At 62.6% G+C, this 19,326-nt stretch carries 19 protein-coding genes; 13 read left to right on the top strand and 6 right to left on the bottom strand.

All coding sequences use genetic code 11. From position 1 onward, the window contains the following. Positions 1-355 precede the first annotated feature (355 nt). Both FZF13_RS11880 and FZF13_RS11875 read left to right on the top strand, forming a co-directional pair. Positions 356-733, top strand: a complete 378-nt coding sequence (locus tag FZF13_RS11880) for a heme-copper oxidase family protein (RefSeq protein ID WP_024922938.1) — start codon at positions 356-358, stop codon at positions 731-733. A gap of 26 nt (positions 734-759) precedes the next feature. Then, the gene (locus FZF13_RS11875) at positions 760-1,311 is read left to right on the top strand and encodes a DUF2269 family protein (protein ID WP_024922939.1); all 552 of its coding nucleotides are present in this window, start codon (positions 760-762) and stop codon (positions 1,309-1,311) included. A gap of 25 nt (positions 1,312-1,336) precedes the next feature. Here FZF13_RS11875 and FZF13_RS11870 read toward each other — a convergent pair whose 3' ends face one another. The 3 genes from FZF13_RS11870 to FZF13_RS11860 form a co-directional block, all read right to left on the bottom strand. After that, positions 1,337-2,977: an acyl-CoA synthetase gene (locus FZF13_RS11870; RefSeq protein WP_024922940.1), complete on the bottom strand. Its 1,641-nt coding sequence runs from the start codon at positions 2,975-2,977 to the stop codon at positions 1,337-1,339. 62 nt (positions 2,978-3,039) lie between these two features. Beyond that, the gene (locus FZF13_RS11865) at positions 3,040-3,807 is read right to left on the bottom strand and encodes a sulfite exporter TauE/SafE family protein (protein ID WP_024922941.1); all 768 of its coding nucleotides are present in this window, start codon (positions 3,805-3,807) and stop codon (positions 3,040-3,042) included. A 107-nt stretch (positions 3,808-3,914) separates the two neighbouring features. Beyond that, a complete protein-coding gene (locus FZF13_RS11860; protein ID WP_024922942.1) occupies positions 3,915-4,640 on the bottom strand; it encodes a class I SAM-dependent methyltransferase in 726 nt (241 codons plus the stop codon). Positions 4,641-4,779: 139 nt separating this feature from the next. On the opposite strand from FZF13_RS11860, the gene FZF13_RS11855 reads away from it, so the two are divergent. The 11 genes from FZF13_RS11855 to serA all read left to right on the top strand — a co-directional run bounded on the left by FZF13_RS11855 (position 4,780) and on the right by serA (position 15,820). Continuing rightward, positions 4,780-5,241: a GNAT family N-acetyltransferase gene (locus FZF13_RS11855; RefSeq protein WP_024922943.1), complete on the top strand. Its 462-nt coding sequence runs from the start codon at positions 4,780-4,782 to the stop codon at positions 5,239-5,241. A gap of 97 nt (positions 5,242-5,338) precedes the next feature. After that, complete coding sequence (locus tag FZF13_RS11850; RefSeq protein ID WP_024922944.1) at positions 5,339-5,986, top strand: thiamine phosphate synthase; 648 nt, start codon at positions 5,339-5,341, stop codon at positions 5,984-5,986. Positions 5,987-6,330: 344 nt separating this feature from the next. Next, positions 6,331-7,299 carry a tetratricopeptide repeat protein gene (locus tag FZF13_RS11845; protein ID WP_051504826.1) on the top strand — a complete coding sequence of 323 codons (969 nt, stop codon included), beginning with the start codon at positions 6,331-6,333 and terminating at the stop codon, positions 7,297-7,299. Between the two features lie 107 nt (positions 7,300-7,406). Further along, the gene (efp, locus tag FZF13_RS11840) at positions 7,407-7,973 is read left to right on the top strand and encodes an elongation factor P (RefSeq protein ID WP_024922946.1); all 567 of its coding nucleotides are present in this window, start codon (positions 7,407-7,409) and stop codon (positions 7,971-7,973) included. A gap of 53 nt (positions 7,974-8,026) precedes the next feature. Continuing rightward, positions 8,027-8,827 (top strand): inositol monophosphatase family protein, encoded by an 801-nt coding sequence (locus FZF13_RS11835; protein WP_024922947.1) that lies wholly within the window; start codon positions 8,027-8,029, stop codon positions 8,825-8,827. Between the two features lie 102 nt (positions 8,828-8,929). Then, complete coding sequence (gene trhA / locus FZF13_RS11830) at positions 8,930-9,622, top strand: PAQR family membrane homeostasis protein TrhA (protein ID WP_024922948.1); 693 nt, start codon at positions 8,930-8,932, stop codon at positions 9,620-9,622. A gap of 91 nt (positions 9,623-9,713) precedes the next feature. Continuing rightward, on the top strand, positions 9,714-10,733 hold the full coding sequence (locus FZF13_RS11825) for a MotA/TolQ/ExbB proton channel family protein (RefSeq protein WP_024922949.1): 1,020 nt from the start codon (positions 9,714-9,716) through the stop codon (positions 10,731-10,733). Between the two features lies 1 nt (position 10,734). Beyond that, positions 10,735-11,766: a peptidoglycan -binding protein gene (locus FZF13_RS11820; protein ID WP_024922950.1), complete on the top strand. Its 1,032-nt coding sequence runs from the start codon at positions 10,735-10,737 to the stop codon at positions 11,764-11,766. Positions 11,767-11,912: 146 nt separating this feature from the next. Beyond that, positions 11,913-12,776, top strand: coding sequence for an outer membrane protein (locus tag FZF13_RS11815; RefSeq protein WP_024922951.1), 864 nt, complete (start codon positions 11,913-11,915; stop codon positions 12,774-12,776). Between the two features lie 198 nt (positions 12,777-12,974). Beyond that, entirely contained in the window at positions 12,975-14,150 is a 1,176-nt protein-coding gene (locus FZF13_RS11810) for a phosphoserine transaminase (RefSeq protein WP_024922952.1), read from the top strand. A gap of 68 nt (positions 14,151-14,218) precedes the next feature. Further along, the gene (gene serA, locus FZF13_RS11805; protein ID WP_024922953.1) at positions 14,219-15,820 is read left to right on the top strand and encodes a phosphoglycerate dehydrogenase; all 1,602 of its coding nucleotides are present in this window, start codon (positions 14,219-14,221) and stop codon (positions 15,818-15,820) included. An 82-nt stretch (positions 15,821-15,902) separates the two neighbouring features. On the opposite strand, the gene FZF13_RS11800 is transcribed toward serA, so the two are convergent. The 3 genes from FZF13_RS11800 to FZF13_RS11790 form a co-directional block, all read right to left on the bottom strand. Next, a complete protein-coding gene (locus FZF13_RS11800; RefSeq protein ID WP_024922954.1) occupies positions 15,903-16,520 on the bottom strand; it encodes a ParB-like protein in 618 nt (205 codons plus the stop codon). Positions 16,521-16,523: 3 nt separating this feature from the next. Next, positions 16,524-18,239, bottom strand: a complete 1,716-nt coding sequence (locus FZF13_RS11795) for a SulP family inorganic anion transporter (protein ID WP_036254084.1) — start codon at positions 18,237-18,239, stop codon at positions 16,524-16,526. Positions 18,240-18,376: 137 nt separating this feature from the next. Continuing rightward, positions 18,377-19,267 (bottom strand): DMT family transporter, encoded by an 891-nt coding sequence (locus FZF13_RS11790; RefSeq protein WP_024922956.1) that lies wholly within the window; start codon positions 19,265-19,267, stop codon positions 18,377-18,379. Positions 19,268-19,326 lie beyond the last annotated feature (59 nt).

Raw genomic sequence — 19,326 nt, 5'->3', positions numbered from 1 at the left:
TTTAACAGGGAGGCGTCAAACAAAGTGGCTCCAACCACTCGGTAAGAATCCAGATCACTGGATATGCATAGTAAACGCTCGTAAAGCTTAATGAACCCTTAACAAGGGGTGAAATTTTTTAAGGGACGACTGCCGAGTGTGCCGTATCAGCACAGCATCGAGGTGCTTGAGATGCCTGGCGCCACCTGAAAAAGTCGCGAGACCTTGTTCTCATCTTCGAACCGGTTCACCGCTTTCAAGTCGGCCTTGGAGACTGGCCACAACTCGATCCGGGATGAAAGCTGGCATCTCGCGCGTTTACTCACTCGATCGTGACCGCAACGACGGTCGCGCTGAACCGGAAGTGGGAACTTCAATGCAAGGCGTGGCCAGGAACTTCTTCGTGCTTGCCATCATCTATGCGCTGTGCGGCATGGCATTGGGCCTGCAGATGGCGATCAGCCAGGATCACACCGAGATGCCCGTCCATGCGCATGCGCTGGTGGCGGGATGGCTGACATCGGCGGTCTTCGCGTTTTTCTACCACCTGTTCCCCGCCGCCGGGCAAACGAGGCTGGCCAATATCCATTTCTGGCTGACAGCGGTGAGCGGAGCGGGCCTGATGGTGACGCTCTATCTCCTGCTGGCGGGAAAAACCGCGATCGAGCCGCTGGTCGGCATGTTCTCGATCCTCTTTTATGCCGGCATGCTTCTGTTCGCCGTCATTGCCTGGCCCGTCATCCGCAAAACCTGATCCGCCATGCCTGGAGACAGAGACCGATGGACTGGTACCCGATCGTAAAACTGTTGCATGTCGTTGCCGCCACGATCTGGGTCGGCGGCGGCTTCACCATGATCCTTGTGGGGACGCTCGCCGATCGCGCCAACGATCAGGAAACGTTGATGGCCCTGCTCAAGGCCACGGCGAAGCTCGGCAAGCTGTTGTTCATGCCGTCATCGCTGGCGACATTGGTCTCCGGCTTGATCATGACGTCGGTGTGGACCGGCTTTTCGGAGCTGTGGGTGATCATCGGGTTATGCGGCTACGCCGCTGCCTTCGTCACCGGCACCTTCGTCCTCAAGCCTTGGACCCAGAAAATCGCCGCTATGCTCGCCCGCGACGGGATCACCCCCGCGGCGGTCGCGCTCGGGCGACGCACCCTGCGCTTTGGCAAGTTCGACTACATCGTCATGGCCATCGTGGTGGCCGACATGGTCCTCAAGCCAACCCTTCACAACACCGGGGAACTGACCGCCATGGCGGTGCTGATGATCGGCGGCGCTGTCGTGATCTTCGCAAGGCGGGAAACCGCTGGCACGGCCGCCGCCTGACCAGCTTCCGACGACGGGGCCGGCCTCAGCCGGCTTTGGCCATTTCCCGCAGCCGGAATTTCTGGATCTTGCCGGTCGAGGTCTTGGGAATCTCGTCGAAGATGATGGCTTTCGGCACCTTGAAGCGGGCAAGCAGGCCCCGGCAGTGTTCGATGATCTCGGCTTCCGTCGCGGTTCTGCCTGGCTTCAGCTCGACATAGGCCACCGGCACCTCGCCCCATTTGTCGTCGGCACGGGCAACCACACCGCAGGAAGCCACGGCGGGATGCTTGTAGAGCGCGTCCTCGACCTCGATCGATGAAATGTTCTCGCCGCCGGAAATGATGATGTCCTTGGAGCGGTCCTTCAACTGGATGTAGCCGTCGGGATGCATGACCCCAAGGTCACCGGAGTGAAACCAGCCACCGGCGAAAGCTTCATCAGTCGCCTTCCGGTTTTTCAGATAGCCCTTCATGACGATGTTGCCGCGAAACATCACCTCGCCGATGGTTTCGCCGTCGGCGGGTGTCTTTTCCATGGTGGCGGGGTCCATTACGGTCAGGCCCTCCAGCGCCGCGTAACGCACGCCCTGGCGCGCCTTCCTGGCGGTGCGGTTCGCCTTGTCCAGCATGTCCCATTCGCCGTGCCATTCGTTGACGACGGCCGGACCATAAGTCTCGGTCAGGCCATAGAGATGGGTGACCGCGAAACCGGCATCGGCCATGCCGGACAACACCGCTTCCGGAGGCGGCGCGGCCGCCGTATTGAAGGTGACGGTCTGCGGAAAATCGCGCTTGTCCTCGTCCCTGGCATTGATCAGCGACGCCATGACGATGGGCGCGCCGCACAGATGAGTCACGCCATGGTCGGCGATGGCATCATACATCGCCTTGGCGCGCACCCAGCGCAGACAGACATGCGTTCCGGCCTGCACCGCCAGTGTCCAGGGAAAGCACCAGCCATTGCAGTGGAACATCGGCAGCGTCCACAGGTAAACCGCGTGCTTGCCCATGCCGGCATGGATCGTATTGGCATAGGCCATCAGGGCCGCACCCCGGTGATGGTAGACGACGCCCTTGGGATTGCCGGTGGTGCCGGACGTATAGTTCAGCGAAATCGCGTCCCATTCGTCGTCAGGCATCGACCAGGAAAAATCCTCGTCGCCGCTTGCGACGAAATCCTCGTAATCGAGCGAACCGATGCGCTCGCCCTTGGGATATGGCGCATCGTCCGCGTAATCGGGATCGTCATAGTCGATGACCAGCGGCTTCACCTTGGCCAGCGCCAGTGCTTCCTTCACCACGCCGGAAAACTCGCGGTCGACGATCAGCACCTTGGTCTCGGCATGGTCGAGCTGGAAGGCGACGATCGCCGCATCGAGGCGGGTGTTGAGCGAATGCAGCACCGCCTTCACCATCGGCACGCCGAAATGCGCCTCCAGCATGGGCGGGGTGTTCGACAGCATCACCGTCACCGTGTCGCTCTTGCCGATGCCGTGCTTCGCCAGCGCCCATGCCAGTTTCAGCGAGCGGCGCCAGAAATCCCGATAGGTGATGCGCTGATTGCCATGGATGATTGCTAGATGGTCGGGATAGGTCTTTGCCGCCCGTTCCAGGAACGACAGCGGGGTCAACGGCTGGTGATTGGCGGGATTTTTGTCGAGATCCAGCGCGTAGGGGTTTGTCATCCCGCCCTCCGAAACGAGTTATTTCCAGCACTTCAAGCACAGCTGGCGAACGGCGTCATCCTCTACAGAAGGCTGACCACGCCGTCCCACAACAGCTTGACCGCAACCAGCGCGATAGTCCCGTAGGTGAAGGGGTAGAACACCTCGGGCCGCATGCGCTTGACCAGCCATGCGCCGGCCAGCGTCGACAGCGGCGCCAGCGGCATCAGCACCCCTGCGGCGGCAAGATTGGCGGCGTCGAACTGGCCGAGCGCGAAATAAGGAATGAGCTTGATCGCGTTGATGATGGCGAAAAACACCACGCCTGTGGCGGTCAGCACTTTCGGGTCCATGCGAAGCGGCATCGTATAGACCTGGAAGGGCGGCCCGCCGACATGGGCGACGAAGCTGGTGAAGCCGGCAATGGTGCCCCAGAATGCTGCCTGGATCTTGTTGGGTTGCGTGGCGTGCGTGCTGCCGTGCCGATAGGTGAGATAGAGCCATCGCCCGACGAAGACGATGGTGACGGCGCCGACGATGAAACGCACCATATCGGCGGTCACGAACGCTGCTGTCGCCCAGCCTATGCCGATGCCGACCAGAGCGCCCGGCAGCATGTCGACGAGCGTCGTCTTGTTCTGCTGGCCACGCCAGGTCCACAAAGAGACGATGTCCATCACGACCAGGATCGGCAGCAGGATCGCCGCCGCCTGCACGGGAGACATCGCCAGCGCCATCAGCGGAACGCCGATCAGGCCAAAGCCGCCCACCCCACCCTTGGTGAGACCCACCAGGATGACCGCAGGCACGGCAACGGCGTAGAACCAGGGATCGGTGAGCAGAGCGGACATGCCGGGAGGGACTTGAGGAGGCGACAGCCCTTACCTAGAGCATTTCGCGGTTTGGTTGAACCGATATTCGCGCGACCGGCCTGGCCTCACCAGAATGGACCACCATTTCAGCGGCTGGCCGAAACAAGCAGGAACATCGGCCGTTCCAGTTCCTCCGCGAGTTCCGGTTTCGCCGCGATCTGCTCGGGCGTCGGACAGAATTCCTCGACATGGTTCAGGGTGAAGCCGGCGGCGATGAGCGCGTTCAAGGTGGTGCCGATCGTGCGGTGATATTTGACGACCCCCTCGGACAGCCAATCGGTGGTACGCGGCCCCTCGATGAAATAGCAGTCGATGGGCCAGGTCCTTTTTCCCTCGGCATCGATAGACCAGCCGGGCTTGGATGGCGCCATGAGGACGGGATGCTCCGTCGAAAAGACGAGCCGCCCGCCAGGTGCCAACGCCTGATGGATCGCAGAAAACAGCCTCCCGACGTCGTTGACGTAGTGGAGCGCCAATGACGAATAGGCGAGGTCATAGGCCGCGGCTGGCAGGTTCAGTTCCTCCAGATCCGCGCGGCGGTATTCGATCGCCATGTCCGAACTCGCGACGGCGCGTTCCAGCATCTTCTGCGAAACATCGAACCCCAGCACGCTCGCGGCGCCCTGCTCCCACGCCCAACGGCAGAACCAGCCGAAACCGCAGCCCAGATCGACGATCCGGCGACCTTTGACCTCGGGCAGCATCGCCCGCAACGCCGGCCATTCGGGAGCGCCGGCCAGCCCTTCGACCGAGCGGACGAGACTGCTGTATCCGGCGAAAAACTCCGGCCGGTCGTAGATGTTCTGTGCCATGGTGATTGCCTTTCACCGCAACCATAAAGCCGCCACGCCGGCCTGCCAACACCGGACGGGAACTGCCCCATTCCTCACCAGACTTGCAGGCATGCAATCACCCGCCTATTGCGGACTCGAAAGACAGTGGAGACACCGCATGACTGGCGAGATTGCCTTCCGCCGGGCGAAACAGGCCGATGTCTCCACGATCGTCGCCATGCTTGCGGACGATCCGTTGGGCAGCGGCAGGGAAAACATCAGCGAGCCGCTGGCCGAGGGCTATTTCAAGGCATTCGCGGCGATCGATGCCGATCCGAACCAGTTGCTGGCCGTCATGACCGAGGACGGGCGCACCGTCGGCACGCTGCAACTCACCTTCATCGCCGGCCTGTCCCGGCAAGGCGCACTACGCGGCCAGATCGAGGCAGTGCGGGTGATCTGGGATCGTCAGGGCCAGCGGCTTGGCCAGAAGCTGATCGAATGGGCGGTTGAGCAATGTAGAAAGCGCGGATGCCGCGTCGTGCAACTGACCACGGACCGCAGCCGGCACGACGCCCACCGCTTCTACGAACGTCTCGGCTTCAAGCAATCCCATCTGGGTTACAAGATCGATCTCTGATCGACGGCTTGCGCGCCTGTTCAACAACGCCGCATTCGTCTATGCCGCAATGCAACCATCTTCGCCTCGCATAGGCGGAACCGGAACCGATATCGCCATGACCGAAACAACGCCACCCAACCGCTGCCGCATCGTGCTCATTCCACCGGCGGGCACAGCCGCCGAACGTGTCGTTGCCGCGTTCGCAAGCGGTGACATCGCCTCGCTGATCCTGCCGCAGGACGACAGGGACGAGGCAACGTTCCAGGCTTATGCGGAAAAGATCGTCCCTGCTGCACAGGCAGTCGGCATCGCCGTGGTGATTGCCGGCGACAGCCGCATCGCCGGACGGGTCAAGGCCGATGGCCTGCATGTCGAAGCCAGCAAGGCGGAACTGGCGGACGCCGTGGAACGCTTGCAAGAGCGGATGATGGTGGGCACCGGTGGCGCCAAGACACGTGACGACGCGCTGGAACTGGGCGAGGTGCGCCCCGACTACATCTTCTTCGGCCGCTTCGGCTACGACAACAAGCCCGAGCCGCACCCCCGCAATCTCTCGCTCGGCCAATGGTGGGCGGAAATGATCGAGATCCCCTGCATCGTCATGGCCGGGTCCGACATTGGTTCGGTGGAAGCCGTGGCGGCCACCGGTGCGGAATTCGTTGCCTTGTCCGCGGCGATCTTCGCCGACGGTGTCGAGCCGGCCACGGCTGTGGCCGAAGCCAACACGTTGCTCGACAAGACCGCACCGCATTTCGAGGGTTGAAGATGCAGCCGCGCCGCCTCTTCGCAGCCGCCTTTGTGGCGCTCGGTGTAGCGGTCCCCGCGGCCGTAGCGGCCGAAACCGCACAGCCGCCGAAGCCGGACGCCGTGACGCCTACCCCCCAGACGCAGGCAACGGAACCGGCGTCCGCCGCAACCACTCCAGCGCAGGGGTCACCAGCGGAAACGAGCCTGCAGCCGAACCAGCCAAATGCCTCGGTCTCTGAGCCATCGACGCCCACGCCGGTAGCGCCCGGCCAGCCTGCGCCCGGCGAAAAGCCGGAGGCGCAACCGTCCGAACCGTCAAAGCCGGCGGGCATCGCACCGGGGCAACCCGCTCCGCCCGCCGTGCGGCCGGAACTACCTAAGCCCGATCAATCAACGACGGCGGCAAAGAAGGGCGACCGTCCCATCGCCAACACCTTGCCTCAACCGGCAACGACCGCCGAACCGAAGCCGCTCGACATCGACCCGATGCGTTTCGGTGGCAAGAAGCCGGACCTCGCCTACGGCGCCTACCAGCGTGGGCTCTACAAGACCGCCTACAATCTGGCGATCGAACGCGCCAACCAGGGCGATGCCGCCGCGGAAACGCTGGTCGCGGAAATCCTTTCGCGTGGGCTTGGCATGCCGGTCAACGGTGCGGAAGCCGCGAAATGGTATCAGCGCGCCGCCGAACAAGGCGTCTCGGAAGCTCAGTTCCAATACGCGTTGATCCTTCTCGATGGTCGCTTTGCCAAGAAGGACGACAAGGAGGCGCAGGCGCTGCTGCAAGCGTCGGCGGAAACCGGCAACCCGCTGGCGCAGTTCAACCTCGCGCAGCTTCTCGTCCAGCGCGAACCCGGCGAAAACGGGCTTGCCAAGGCTGTGCCTTATTATGAGAAGGCTTCGGACAGCGGCCTTGCCGACGCGCAATACGCCATGGCCCAGATCTACGCCAATGGCGCCGCTGGCAAGAAGCAGGACGATGCCGAAGCAAGACGGCTTCTGGTCTTGGCGGCCCGGCAGAACTACGACACCGCGCAGCTCGACCTCGGCCAGTGGCTGGTCGACGGGCGCGGCGGCAAGCGTGACCTCAAATCGGGCTTCAACTGGATGAAGCGCGCTGCCGAAGGCGGCAACGTCGCCGCGCAAAACCGGCTGGCGAAACTCTATGAAGGCGGCATTGGTGTCGACCCGGACCTGGTCACCGCCGCCGCTTGGTACATCGTCGCGCGCCGCGCCGGGCTGATCGACCAGCAAATGGAAGACTTCATGCAGGGCCTGGACGACGATCAGACCAAGCAGGCGTTGCAGAAAGCCAATCGGCTGCGCTAGCGAACGAAAACCCGGCTTTCGCCGCGTCTCTTGCCTCTTTCGGCAAATTATGGTCTTGGAGGCGCCGAAATCGCCCATCGGCGAACCTCTTTTCCGGATCAACCATAATGGCCAAGATCAACGGCAACGAAATCCGTCCCGGCTACGTCATTGAGCATGACGGCGGCCTCTGGGTGGCAGTGAAGACCAACACGGTGAAGCCCGGCAAGGGCGGCGCCTACAACCAGGTCGAGCTGAAAAACCTCATCAATGGCACCAAGCTCAACGAGCGTTTCCGCGCGGCGGAAACCGTGGAGCGCATTCGCCTCGACCTGAAGGATTTTTCCTTCCTCTACGAGCAGGGCGAGGCGCTGGTGTTCATGGACACCGAGAGCTACGAGCAACTCGAATTGCCGAAGGATTTCGTCGGCGACCGTGCCGCCTTCCTGCAGGACGGGATGATGGTCACCGTCCAGCTCTACGAGGACAGGCCTATCGGCATCGAACTGCCCGACCAGGTGACCCTGACCATCACCGAGGCTGATCCCGTAGTAAAAGGCCAGACGGCGGCGTCTTCCTACAAGCCGGCGGTGCTCGAGAATGGCGTCCGCGTTCTGGTGCCGCCGTTCATAGCTTCAGGCGAACGCATTATCGTCGACACCAACGAGATCACCTACGTCCGCCGCGCGGACTGATATCGGGTCCGACGTCTTCTACGTCGCCCTTCTACTTTCAAGGACCATCCAGCATGGCGCGTTCCGCACTTCTCAACGTCATGGTTCAGGCCGCGATGAAAGCTGGCCGCTCGCTGTCGCGCGACTTCGGCGAAGTGCAGAACCTGCAGGTCTCGATGAAGGGGCCGGGCGACTATGTCAGCCAGGCCGACCGCAAGGCGGAAGACATCATCTTCACCGAACTGTCCAAGGCGAGACCCGGCTACGCCTTTCTCATGGAAGAGCGCGGCACTGTCGGCGGTGACGACGATCAGCATCGCTGGCTCGTCGATCCGCTGGACGGCACCACCAACTTCCTGCACGGCATTCCGATCTTTTCGGTCTCCATTGCTCTCGAGCGTCAGGGCCAGATCGTCGCCGGCGTCATCTACAACCCGGCCATGGACGAGCTCTACACGGCCGAACGCGGCGGCGGCGCCTTCATGAACGATCGCCGCTTGCGTGTCGCCGCGCGCACCAAGCTGTCGGACACCGTGATCGGCTGCGGCGTCCCGCATCTCGGCCGCGGCCACCACGGCAATTTCCTCGTCGAACTGCGTAACGTCATGGCCGAAGTGTCGGGCATCCGCAGGCTCGGCTCCGCCGCGCTCGACCTCGCCTATGTCGCGGCCGGCCGCATGGACGGCTTCTGGGAAGGCGGCCTTTCGCCCTGGGACATTGCTGCCGGCCTCCTGATGGTCCGCGAGGCGGGTGGCTACGTGTCCGACGCGAAAGGCGGCCAGGACATGCTGGAGCAAGGCACGGTCGTGGCCGGCAACGAAACGATCCATCGCGCGCTGCTGGCAACCGTCAAGAAGCCGCTGCAAACGCGCTGAAGCCGTGCGACGGCGCGCTGAAGCGCCGCAGCCACGAAACCGTTACACGAACTTGAAATACTGGCTGGCGACCGCCCAGATAGGGCGGATGCAGGTTCGATGATGAGCGATAGACAGCCAGAAACCGCTTTCAACATTCCGTTCGTCGGACGGTGGCACTATTCACGTGCCGAGATGATCGCGGACGGCATCGTTCATGCCGTTGGCATCGTTCTGGCCATCGCTGCCGGTTCGGCGATGCTGACGCTCGCCGCCTCGCGCGCCGCGCCCGGCGAATATGTCGCCGCGGCTTTTTATGTTGTGGCGTTGCTGACGGTGCTTTCCGTGTCGATGGCCTATAATCTGTGGCCGGTCACCTCGCGCGTCAAATGGGTGCTGCGCCGCTTCGACCATTCCGCGATCTATCTGCTGATCGCTGCAAGCTATACGCCCTTCCTAGCCCAGCTTCAGAACGCAACCCTTGCCGGCTCGATGCTGGTCCTTATCTGGACGGCCGCGCTCGCCGGAATGGCCATCAAGGTTTTCCTCCCCGGCCGCTATGACAGGCTGGCCATTGTCTTTTATCTCGCCATCGGCTGGAGCGGCGTGGTTCTCATGCAACCGCTGATCGAGGCATTGCCGTCGACTACCATCGCGCTGCTGCTGGCGGGTGGTATCGTCTATTCGCTCGGCGTGGTTTTCTTCGCCTGGAAGGGGCTGCGTTTTCACAACGCGCTCTGGCACGGTTTCGTCGTGACGGGCGCCGGCCTGCATTTCGCGGCCATGCTGGACAGCCTTGTCATCAACCGACTTTGACATCCGACGTGTCGCGCCTTCCAATTTCGTCACATTTCCGTTTAGAGTCGCCACGATCCAATTCCACGGCGACATCGGAAACGGGGCCGGAATGACCTTTCTTAAATCCATCACCTCGGGGCGGCGCTCGGACGTCTTGAGCTACGACCCGCACAAGCTTTCCAGCCCACAGGTGTTCGTGCTGACTATGGTGGTGTTTCTTGCCATCGTCGCCTTCATCGCCATCGTCCTGTCACGGCAGATTTCGACCGCCTTCACCACCAATCCCGGCCTTAACGGGCTGATCGTCGGCGTGCTTGTGGTCGGTATCCTGCTTGCCTTCGCGCAGGTCGGCAGGCTGTTTCGCGAAGTACGCTGGGTCAATTCCTTCCGCGCGGGCTCGGAGACCACGGAGCCTGTCCTGCTCGCCCCGATGAAGGCCATGCTCGGCCGTTCGTCGTCGCTCGCCTTTTCGACCAGTTCGATGCGCACCATGCTCGATTCGATCGGCACCCGCCTCGACGAAAGCCGCGATACGTCCCGCTATCTGGTTGGACTGCTGGTCTTTCTCGGCCTGCTCGGCACATTCTGGGGCCTCCTGCACACAATCGGCTCGATCAGCGAGACGATCCAGTCGCTGGATCCCGGTTCGGGCGACGCAGCAGCCGTGCTCGACGCATTGAAGCAGGGACTGTCGGCGCCGCTTGCCGGCATGGGCACCGCGTTTTCATCTTCCCTGTTCGGCCTGTCGGGCTCCCTGGTGCTGGGTTTCCTCGACCTCCAGGCCGGACGCGCGCAAAACCGCTTCTACACGGAGCTGGAAAACTGGCTGTCGACGGTGACCGACCTTTCCTCCGACATCGTCGGTCCGGATGCGCGCGCCGAGTCCACCGACGAACTCCGCGTGCTGTCGGAGCGCCTGCGCAGCCTGCAGGAGAGCGATGGCTCCAACCCGCGCGTCGCCACCGCCATGGCCAATCTTGCCGACGGCATCTCTGGTCTCGTCAAGAACATGCGTTCCGAACAGCAGATCATGCGGGACTGGGTCGAAGCGCAATCGGACGAACAAAAGGCCATGCGCGCCACGCTGGACAAGATCGCCCAGGCGCTGAAGAGCCGGGAGCCGAGCTAAAGTGGCGCTGGCAAGGGGGCGACGCAGCTATCGCCATATCGACTACTGGCCAGGGTTCGTTGACGCGCTGTCGACGCTGCTGCTCGCCATCATGTTCCTGCTCTCGGTTTTCGTGCTGGCGCAGTTTCTGCTCAGTCGCGAGATTTCCGGCAAGGACGCGGTGCTGAACCGCCTCAACTCGCAGATCAACGAACTGACGCAGCTTCTGGCCCTGGAAAAGGGCAATACCCAGGACGCGCAGGATTCGCTTGCCAATCTGCAGGCCTCGCTGACAGCCGCCGAAGCGGAAAAAAGCCGGCTGCAGCAGCTTTTGGCCACCGGCTCCGGCGCGGGTGACGCCGCCAACCAGCGAGCCAGCCAGCTGGCAGGTGAACTTGATACGGAAAAGCAGGTCAGCCAGCGCGCGCTGAGCCAGGTGGAACTGCTCAACCAGCAGATCGCCGCCCTGCGCAAACAGATCGCTGCGCTTGAGGATGCGCTCAATGCATCCGAGCAGCGCGACCGCGAATCCAACACCAAGATCGCCGACCTCGGTCGCCGCCTCAACGTGGCGCTGGCGCAGCGGGTGCAGGAACTCAATCGCTATCGTTCGGATTTCTTCGGCCGTTTGCGCGAGATTCTGTCCGACCGCGACAATATCCGCATCGTTGGCGACCGGTTCGTCTTCCAGTCGGAAGTGCTGTTCCCAACGGGCTCCGAAGAGATCAACGATGCCGGCAAGGTAGAGATGAAGAAGCTGGCCGACGCGATCATCGAGCTGCAGAAGGAGATCCCGCCGGAAATCAATTGGGTACTCCGGGTTGACGGGCACACCGACAACAAGCCGCTTTCCGGAACGGGCCGCTTCAAGGACAATTGGGAATTGTCGTCGGCGCGTTCGACGGCGGTGGTCAAGTTCCTGATTGCCAATGGCGTCCCGGCCAACCGACTGGTTGCGGCGGGCTTCGGCGAATACCAGCCACTCGATACCGGCGACAGCGACGATGCGCGCAGCAAAAACCGCCGCATCGAACTGAAACTCACCGAACGCTGACGTTAAGGCTTTCCGCAGGCCAGCAAAATCAATGCGGTAACGCTTCGTTATCCTTAACCGCGACTTAACCACTATGGTTAAGAATGCTCCCAGATGGCGACCGCCCTCGCATTTGCGGCCGGCGACAGTTTCGGGAGCTTGGGTCCATGCAATTCAAACTACGCATCGTGCTGGCGCTGGCCGCCGCCGTGCTTCTGCCGCAGGCTTCGGCTCTCGCCGCCGACTACGATCCGCCGATCTATGTCGACCAGGCGCCGGAATATCAGCCCGTCGAAGTGGGCTCCGGCTGGTATCTGCGCGGCGACATTGGTTACGCCTTCTCCGACCCGTTCAAGCGGGAACAGGGTTTCACCGATACGTCGAACTACGAATACAGCTCGCACGAATTCACCGGCACGGTCGGCGTCGGCTATCATTTGACGGACTATCTGCGCACCGAACTCAACTTCGGCATCCTGCCGGGCAACAAGTTCAGCGACACCGTCCTCGTCGCCAATGCGTGCCGCGGCCACACCAATGTCATCGTCGGAACCAATCCCATCGTCATCCAGCCAGTTGCCGCCACCCAGGATTGCAACGTCGGTAACTTCGGCTCCAACAAAGCCTACACCGCGATGGCGAACGCCTATGTCGATCTCGGCACCTATGTCGGCTTGACCCCCTATATCGGCGGCGGCCTTGGCATCGCCTATACCAAATATTCCAAGTCGATCGGCAAGAAGGATTGCAAGGAAGTCTCTCCCAATTCCAGTGGCGCTGGCGGTTTTGCCTGCGATGACCCGGCCGGGTACGATGGCCAGGTTGAATCAGAGGCGAAATTCAACTTCGCCTATTCGCTCGGCGCCGGTCTCTCCTACCAGATGACCAAGAACGTATCGCTCGATCTCGGCTACGAATATTTCGCCATACCGGGCGCCACCTACGTCGCTTATGACCGCGGCCAGTTCAACACCCACAAGGGCCTCGACTACCATCAGGTCAAGCTCGGCTTCCGCTACGATCTCTGGTAGAGACAACAGCGACGGCAAGATTTGGACGGCGGGCCTTGTGCTCGCCGTTTTCGTTTGCGGCCCGCCGCATCGGCGCCAACGAATGTTCCCGTAGCGACTTTAACTTTCCTCTTGACGCCGCAGGCGCCGAGGAATATCGCCATCCGTGGGCCACCCCTCCCCAACGAGGGGCCAGCTATCTGGAAGGATAGAACCACGATGACGATCGTCACCAAGCCCGGACTCCGTCCGGCAAACCCCAATTTCTCTTCAGGTCCCTGCGCAAAACGTCCCGGCTGGTCGGTCGAGACGTTGAAGAATGCTGCCCTTGGTCGCTCGCACCGCGCCAAGATTGGCAAGACCAAGCTCGAACAGGCCATCGCGCTGACCCGCGAAATTCTCCAGGTTCCGGCCGACTACCGCATCGGCATCGTTCCGGCTTCCGATACTGGCGCCGTCGAAATGGCGCTATGGTCGCTGCTCGGCGAACGCGGTGTCGACATGGTCGCCTGGGAATCGTTCGGCACCGGCTGGATCACCGACGTGGTCAAGCAGCTCAGGCTCGAAGACGTGCGCAGGTTCGAAGCTCCCTATGGCGAGCTCCCCGACCTCGCCAAGGTCGATTTCGACCGCGACGTCGTCTTCACCTGGAACGGCACGACCTCAGGCGTGCGCGTCGCCAATGGCGATTTCATCCCGGCCGACCGCAAGGGCCTGACCATCTGCGACGCCACCTCGGCCGCTTTCGCGCAGCGTCTCGACTTCCAAAAGCTCGATGTCGTTACCTTCTCCTGGCAGAAGGCGCTGGGCGGCGAAGGCGCGCACGGCATGCTGATCTTGAGCCCCCGCGCCGTCGAACGCCTGGAGACCTATAAGCCGGCCTGGCCGTTGCCCAAGATCTTCCGCCTGACTTCCGGCGGCAAGCTGATCGAAGGCATCTTCAAGGGTGAGACAATCAACACACCGTCGATGCTGTGCGTGGAAGATTATCTCGATGCGCTGAACTGGGCGAAGGCTCTCGGCGGCCTCGATGCGCTCATTGCCCGCGCCGACGCCAACTTCGCGGCTATCGACACCTTCGTGAACAGGTCCGGTTGGCTCGGCCATCTGGCCATCGCGCCGGAAACGCGTTCCAACACCTCGGTCTGCCTGTCGATCGTCGACCCTGAGGTGGCAAGCCTCGACAAGGACGGCCAGGCAGCATTCGCCAAGGGCATCGCGTCGGCGCTCGACAACGAAGGGGTGGCCTTCGACATCGGCCATTATCGCGATGCCCCTCCCGGACTTCGCATCTGGGCTGGAGCCACGGTCGAAACGGCCGATCTGGTTGCGCTGATGCCGTGGCTCGACTGGGCCTTCGCCAATCAGAAAGCCGCGCTCAAGGCCGCTGCCTGACCAGACCCGCGGCGGCCTCCGGGCCGCCCTTTCCCCGAACAGTTTGATCACTCTTCAAGGAGGCAGCAATGGCGCCCCGCGTTCTCGTTTCCGACAAACTCTCCACCACCGCCGTCCAGATCTTCAAGGATCGTGGCGTCGAGGTCGACTACCTACCCGACCTCGGCAAGGACAAGGAAAAACTCCTCGAGGTCATCGGCCAGTATGATGGCCTCGCCATCCGTTCGGCCACCAAGGTCACCGAGAAGCTGATCAATGCAGCGACCAATCTGAAGGTCGTCGGCCGCGCCGGCATCGGCGTCGACAATGTCGATATTCCCGCCGCCTCGCGGCGCGGTATCATCGTCATGAACACGCCTTTCGGCAACTCGATCACCACCGCCGAACACGCCATCGCGCTGATGTTCGCGGTCGCCCGCCAGATCCCCGAAGCCAACGCCTCGACCCATGCCGGCAAATGGGAAAAGAACCGCTTCATGGGCGTCGAGATTACCGGCAAGACGCTCGGCCTGATCGGCTGCGGCAATATCGGCTCGATCGTCGCCACCCGCGCCGTCGGCCTCAAGATGCATGTCGTCGCCTTCGACCCGTTCCTGTCCGAACACCGCGCCGAGGAACTGGGCGTCGAGAAGGTCGAACTGGATGAGCTGCTCACCCGTGCCGACTTCATCACGCTGCACACGCCGCTGACCGACAAGACCCGCAACATCATCAATGCCGAGGCCATCGCCAAGATGAAGACCGGCGTGCGCATCATCAACTGCGCGCGCGGCGGTCTGGTCGTGGAAAAGGACCTGATCGCCGCGCTGAAGAGCGGCAAGGTGGCCGGTGCCGGGATCGATGTGTTCGAGGTCGAGCCAGCTGAAAGCAATGAACTCTTCGACATGGAGAACGTCGTCTGCACCCCGCATCTCGGCGCATCGACCTCGGAAGCGCAGGAGAACGTCGCCTTGCAGGTCGCCGAACAGATGGCCGACTATCTGGTCAAGGGCGCGGTTACCAACGCCATCAACATGCCTTCAATCACGGCCGAGGAAGCGCCGCGCCTGAAGCCCTTCGTCAAGCTGGCGGAAGTGCTCGGCGCCTTTGTCGGACAGGTCACCGAAGACCCGATCACCGAGGTTGAAATCCTCTTCGACGGCTCGACCGCGCAGATGAACACCAAGGCGCTGATCAGCGCTGCCCTGGCCGGGCTGATCCGGCCGCAGGTTGCCGACGTCAACATGGTGTCGGCTCCGATCATGGTGAAGGAACGCGGCATCATCGTCGCCGAGGTCAAGCGCGACAAATCGGGCGTCTTCGACGGCTATATCAAGCTCACGGTGAGGACCGAGCACATGACACGCTCGATCGCCGGCACCTGCTTCTCCGACGGCAAGCCGCGCTTCATCCAGATCAAGGGCATCAATCTCGACGCGGAAGTCGGCCAGCACATGCTCTACACCACCAATGCCGACGCGCCGGGCATCATCGGCCTGCTGGGCACCCTCTGCGGCGAGAACGGCGTCAACATCGCCAACTTCCAGCTCGGCCGCAACCGGCCGGGCGGCGATGCCATCGCCCTGCTCTATCTCGACGCGCCGTTCCCCGAACCCGTGCTGGCCAAATTGCGCGCCCACCAGTCGATCGACTCGGCCAAGCGCCTGCAGTTCGACGTCAATCCGGCCTGATGGCATTCGCGCAGCAACTGAAAGGGCGCAGGCAAAATCCCGCGCCCTTTCAGTTTGCGGTGCTTTTGCTGGCGTCAAACACTCAATCGTCGGGGCCGCTCCAGCCTGGCAGGTGGCTCGCGGATTTGTCCTGCGACAACGTGGTGGCCTTCTTGGCCGCCTTGTCGAAGCTGTCGGCCAGTTGGCCGGCATCGATGCGCCGGCGGAAGAAATCCGCCCAGAGGAATTCCGCGAAGGGCGTTGTATCCTTGGCATAACCACCGGCTCGGCGCACCGCACCGGCCAGGCTGCGGTAAGGATCGTCGACCAGCTTGTCGACGGATTTCGGCAGATCTTCGTACGTGCGCCGCCGTCCCGACGCATCGAATGGATGCATCCAGGCGCGGTTGTCCAGGAAGGTCAGGAATTCTTCCTTGGTGAGTTGCGACAAGTCAGCCAGCACGCTGATCAGCACCTTTTCCATGCCCTCCTCGTGCAAGGCGCGGGCGAGATGGTGATGGTCGACGACGAAGGGCCGTCCCTTGGGGCCGATCACCGCCGGGATGAAATGCGCCCCGAGGAAATCGTCCTTCTTGTTCGCCGGCAATGCGCGCAGTTCCTTGCGTTTGAGCGCGACCTCACGCAGGCCGACCGTCATTTGCGTGGGGCGCAATTCATCGACGGAAACCGGATGCAAAACAGGTACGATGTTCCGTGGCATGGTTCATCCTTTCGAGGTTGAAGCGGGCGGCATAGGGTCCCGCCGGGTCGTCTCGCTGGTGGCGATGGCTGTTATGGCATTGTCGACACTGCGGAAAATGGCATTCGGCCCCAGCATCTCAACGATGCCGAAACGCTCCAGCGCCTTCTGGGCCCGCACAGTTTCCAGCCGGGCGATCCGGAAAGAGATGCCGGCATTCCGGCAATGCTCGATCACCCCGCGAAGGGCTTGCGCGGCCGTGAAGTCGATGTCGATGACGCTGCTTGCCTCGAAGACGACATGCTTCAGGGTGCCGGTGCTGGCATCGATCATGGCCCGGAATTCCTGGCCGAACCCTGCCGCGTTGACGAAGGAAAGCGGCGCCTGGAACGCAACCACCAGCACGCCCGGCACACGTTCGCCTCGTGGATCCCCGCTTGGCGGCCACCAGATGGAGGTGCCGGGCACCTTTTCGAACTCGATGGCGGCCGCCTGGGTCATGCCCCAAAGGCCGTGCAGCAGCGAAAGCCCGATGCCGATCGCCACGCCAACTTCGATCGGGAGGGCGACGATGGCAATGGCAGTGATCATGATCAGCGCGAATTCCAGCGGCGCTTGCCGCAACGTACCGAAGAACGTCTGCCAGCGCAGGATGCGCATCGCCACGAAGAACAGGATGCCGGCAAGCGCGGCTTGCGGCACACTGGCAAGCAGGCTTTTCCCGAACAGCACGAGCAAGAGGACGATTGCCGCCGCGAACAGACAGGTGAGCTGCGAACGCCCGCCCGTTTCGCTGACGATGGCCGTGCGCGGCGGGCTGGAATTGACCGGAAAGGCACCGGCCAACCCGGACAGCAGGCTTGCCGCCCCGACGCCGACGAAATCGCGGTTCACGTCCGGAGGCGTGCCGGACTCCCCGGCAAACGACCGCGTGGTAGCGGCCGTCTGCACCATGACGATGATCGCCACCAGCAAAGCCAGCGGCACCAGCGTGCGCATGTCGTCGAACGTCACCTGCGGCAGGCCGAGACCCGGCAGGCCGGCCGGCAAGTTGCCCAGAACTGCGACGCCGCGACCGGTCAGGCCGAGCGCCGTCACGGCGAGCGTAGCCACCGCCAGCGCAATCAACGCGCCGGGAATGCGCGGGCTTATGCGCTCGCATCCCGTGACGATCGCGAACACCCCAACGCCGAGCGCCAGGCTCCAGAAATTGACCTGGCCGAGATCGGCCCTGACAGCGGCGAGGCGCTGAAAAACGTTGCCGCTGCCCGACGGCAGACCGAGCAACTCCGGCAGCTGCGAGACCAGGATGTGGATGGCAATGCCGGCAAGAAAGCCGGCCATGACCGGCACCGACAGGAGATCCGCGATCCATCCCAATCTAAGCAGCCCGCCGGCCAGCACGATCGCGCCCACCATCAGCGCAAGCAGCGCGGCCATCGCCACATAATGGGGTGAGCCGGATGTGGCGATCAGCGCAAGGCCGCCGGCGAGGATTGGCGTGATGGTGGAATCCGCCCCCACCGACAAATGCCGGCTCGCGCCGAACACGGCAAAGGCAAACACGGCGGCGATGAAGGCGAAGAACCCGACTTCGGGAGAGAAATCGCCGAGCCGCGCCGTCGCCATCTGCTCGGGGATGGCAATGGCGGCGAGCGTCAGTCCGGCGAACAGGTCGCCGCTGAGGTCGCGGCCGCTCCAGCCCTGCAGACCACGAAGAAACAGAGCCGGTCTCGCCATCGGCTTCCCGACCCGATCTCCGGTTCCCTCCAGCATGTCCGGCATCCCTTGTCGGGAGGTTTCTCAGCGCATCAACCTAGGCCATATCCCGCAAAGGACAAGCGGCAAGATGGCCTCGACTGCTTCGCCGGCGTCGTTCAGGCGATCGAGCGGCGGCTGCCATGCTCGGCAAGCCATATGCCGCCGAAAACCAGTGCCAGGGCGATTGCGTGATAGATGTGGAAATCCTCGCCAAGAAGCACGATCGACAGGAGCGTGCCGAAGATGGGCACGAGGTTGATGAACAGGCCCGCACGATTGGCGCCGATCATCTCGATGCCGCGGATATAGGCCACTTGCGACACCACTGAGGCACCAATGGCCGTGTAGAGCGTGATTGCCCAACCGCGAGAATCCGGAAAAACCGCGACGCTGCTGGCCACCTCCCAAACGAAGAAGGGTACAGAGGTGACCAAAGCGGCGATTGATAGTGCAAGCATCAGGCTTTGCCACTGGAGAGCAGGCTTCAACCGAAGCCCGACCGAATAGCCGCTGTAGAGAATGACGGCGACCAGCATGATCGCGTCGCCAAAGTTGAGATTGAGGCGCATGAGCCCAGCCAGGTCGCCATGGCTGGCGGTGATGACGACGCCGACAACCGTCAGAGCTACGCCCAATGCCTGCGCCCACCCCACCCAGAGCCTAAAGAAGATGAAATTGGCCACGATGATGAGGATCGGCATGCTGGCCTGTTCGATCGAGACATTGATGGCGGTGGTGTAGTTGAGCGCCGCGTAGAAGATGACGTTGAACAGCGAGAACCCGCAGGCACCAAGCAGCAGGATCAGGAGCAGGTGGCGACGGATCACCGGCCAATCCTCGACAAATGCCCGCCCGCCGATTGGCAACAGCACAGCCACGGCGATCGCCCAGCGAAAAAACACCAGCGTCATCGGCGTGACATGGCCGACCGCCAGCTTGCCCGCCACGGCATTGCCGCCCCACAACAGCGTGGTCATCAGAAGCAGGGCATAGGCTTTTCGATGCAATCGGCGATCCCCCGGAACAATGCCGAAAAGCGACGACTTCCGACCTATGGCGCGCGGTG

The sequence above is a fragment of the Mesorhizobium terrae genome (assembly GCF_008727715.1).
Classification (GTDB): Bacteria; Pseudomonadota; Alphaproteobacteria; order Rhizobiales; family Rhizobiaceae; genus Mesorhizobium; species Mesorhizobium terrae.
Note: the sequence above shows the minus strand (reverse complement) of the source record. Positions and strands in the feature narration are given on the sequence as shown.

What these genes read in the sequence shown, in the direction of transcription:
- FZF13_RS11880 (WP_024922938.1), top strand. Translation starts at nt 356, where the DNA reads ATGCAAGGCGTGGCCAGGAACTTCTTCGTGCTTGCCATCATCTATGCG.
- FZF13_RS11875 (WP_024922939.1), top strand. Translation starts at nt 760, where the DNA reads ATGGACTGGTACCCGATCGTAAAACTGTTGCATGTCGTTGCCGCCACG.
- FZF13_RS11870 (WP_024922940.1), bottom strand. Translation starts at nt 2,977, where the DNA reads ATGACAAACCCCTACGCGCTGGATCTCGACAAAAATCCCGCCAATCAC.
- FZF13_RS11865 (WP_024922941.1), bottom strand. Translation starts at nt 3,807, where the DNA reads ATGTCCGCTCTGCTCACCGATCCCTGGTTCTACGCCGTTGCCGTGCCT.
- FZF13_RS11860 (WP_024922942.1), bottom strand. Translation starts at nt 4,640, where the DNA reads ATGGCACAGAACATCTACGACCGGCCGGAGTTTTTCGCCGGATACAGC.
- FZF13_RS11855 (WP_024922943.1), top strand. Translation starts at nt 4,780, where the DNA reads ATGACTGGCGAGATTGCCTTCCGCCGGGCGAAACAGGCCGATGTCTCC.
- FZF13_RS11850 (WP_024922944.1), top strand. Translation starts at nt 5,339, where the DNA reads ATGACCGAAACAACGCCACCCAACCGCTGCCGCATCGTGCTCATTCCA.
- efp (WP_024922946.1), top strand. Translation starts at nt 7,407, where the DNA reads ATGGCCAAGATCAACGGCAACGAAATCCGTCCCGGCTACGTCATTGAG.
- FZF13_RS11835 (WP_024922947.1), top strand. Translation starts at nt 8,027, where the DNA reads ATGGCGCGTTCCGCACTTCTCAACGTCATGGTTCAGGCCGCGATGAAA.
- trhA (WP_024922948.1), top strand. Translation starts at nt 8,930, where the DNA reads ATGAGCGATAGACAGCCAGAAACCGCTTTCAACATTCCGTTCGTCGGA.
- FZF13_RS11825 (WP_024922949.1), top strand. Translation starts at nt 9,714, where the DNA reads ATGACCTTTCTTAAATCCATCACCTCGGGGCGGCGCTCGGACGTCTTG.
- FZF13_RS11815 (WP_024922951.1), top strand. Translation starts at nt 11,913, where the DNA reads ATGCAATTCAAACTACGCATCGTGCTGGCGCTGGCCGCCGCCGTGCTT.
- FZF13_RS11810 (WP_024922952.1), top strand. Translation starts at nt 12,975, where the DNA reads ATGACGATCGTCACCAAGCCCGGACTCCGTCCGGCAAACCCCAATTTC.
- serA (WP_024922953.1), top strand. Translation starts at nt 14,219, where the DNA reads ATGGCGCCCCGCGTTCTCGTTTCCGACAAACTCTCCACCACCGCCGTC.
- FZF13_RS11800 (WP_024922954.1), bottom strand. Translation starts at nt 16,520, where the DNA reads ATGCCACGGAACATCGTACCTGTTTTGCATCCGGTTTCCGTCGATGAA.
- FZF13_RS11795 (WP_036254084.1), bottom strand. Translation starts at nt 18,239, where the DNA reads ATGGCGAGACCGGCTCTGTTTCTTCGTGGTCTGCAGGGCTGGAGCGGC.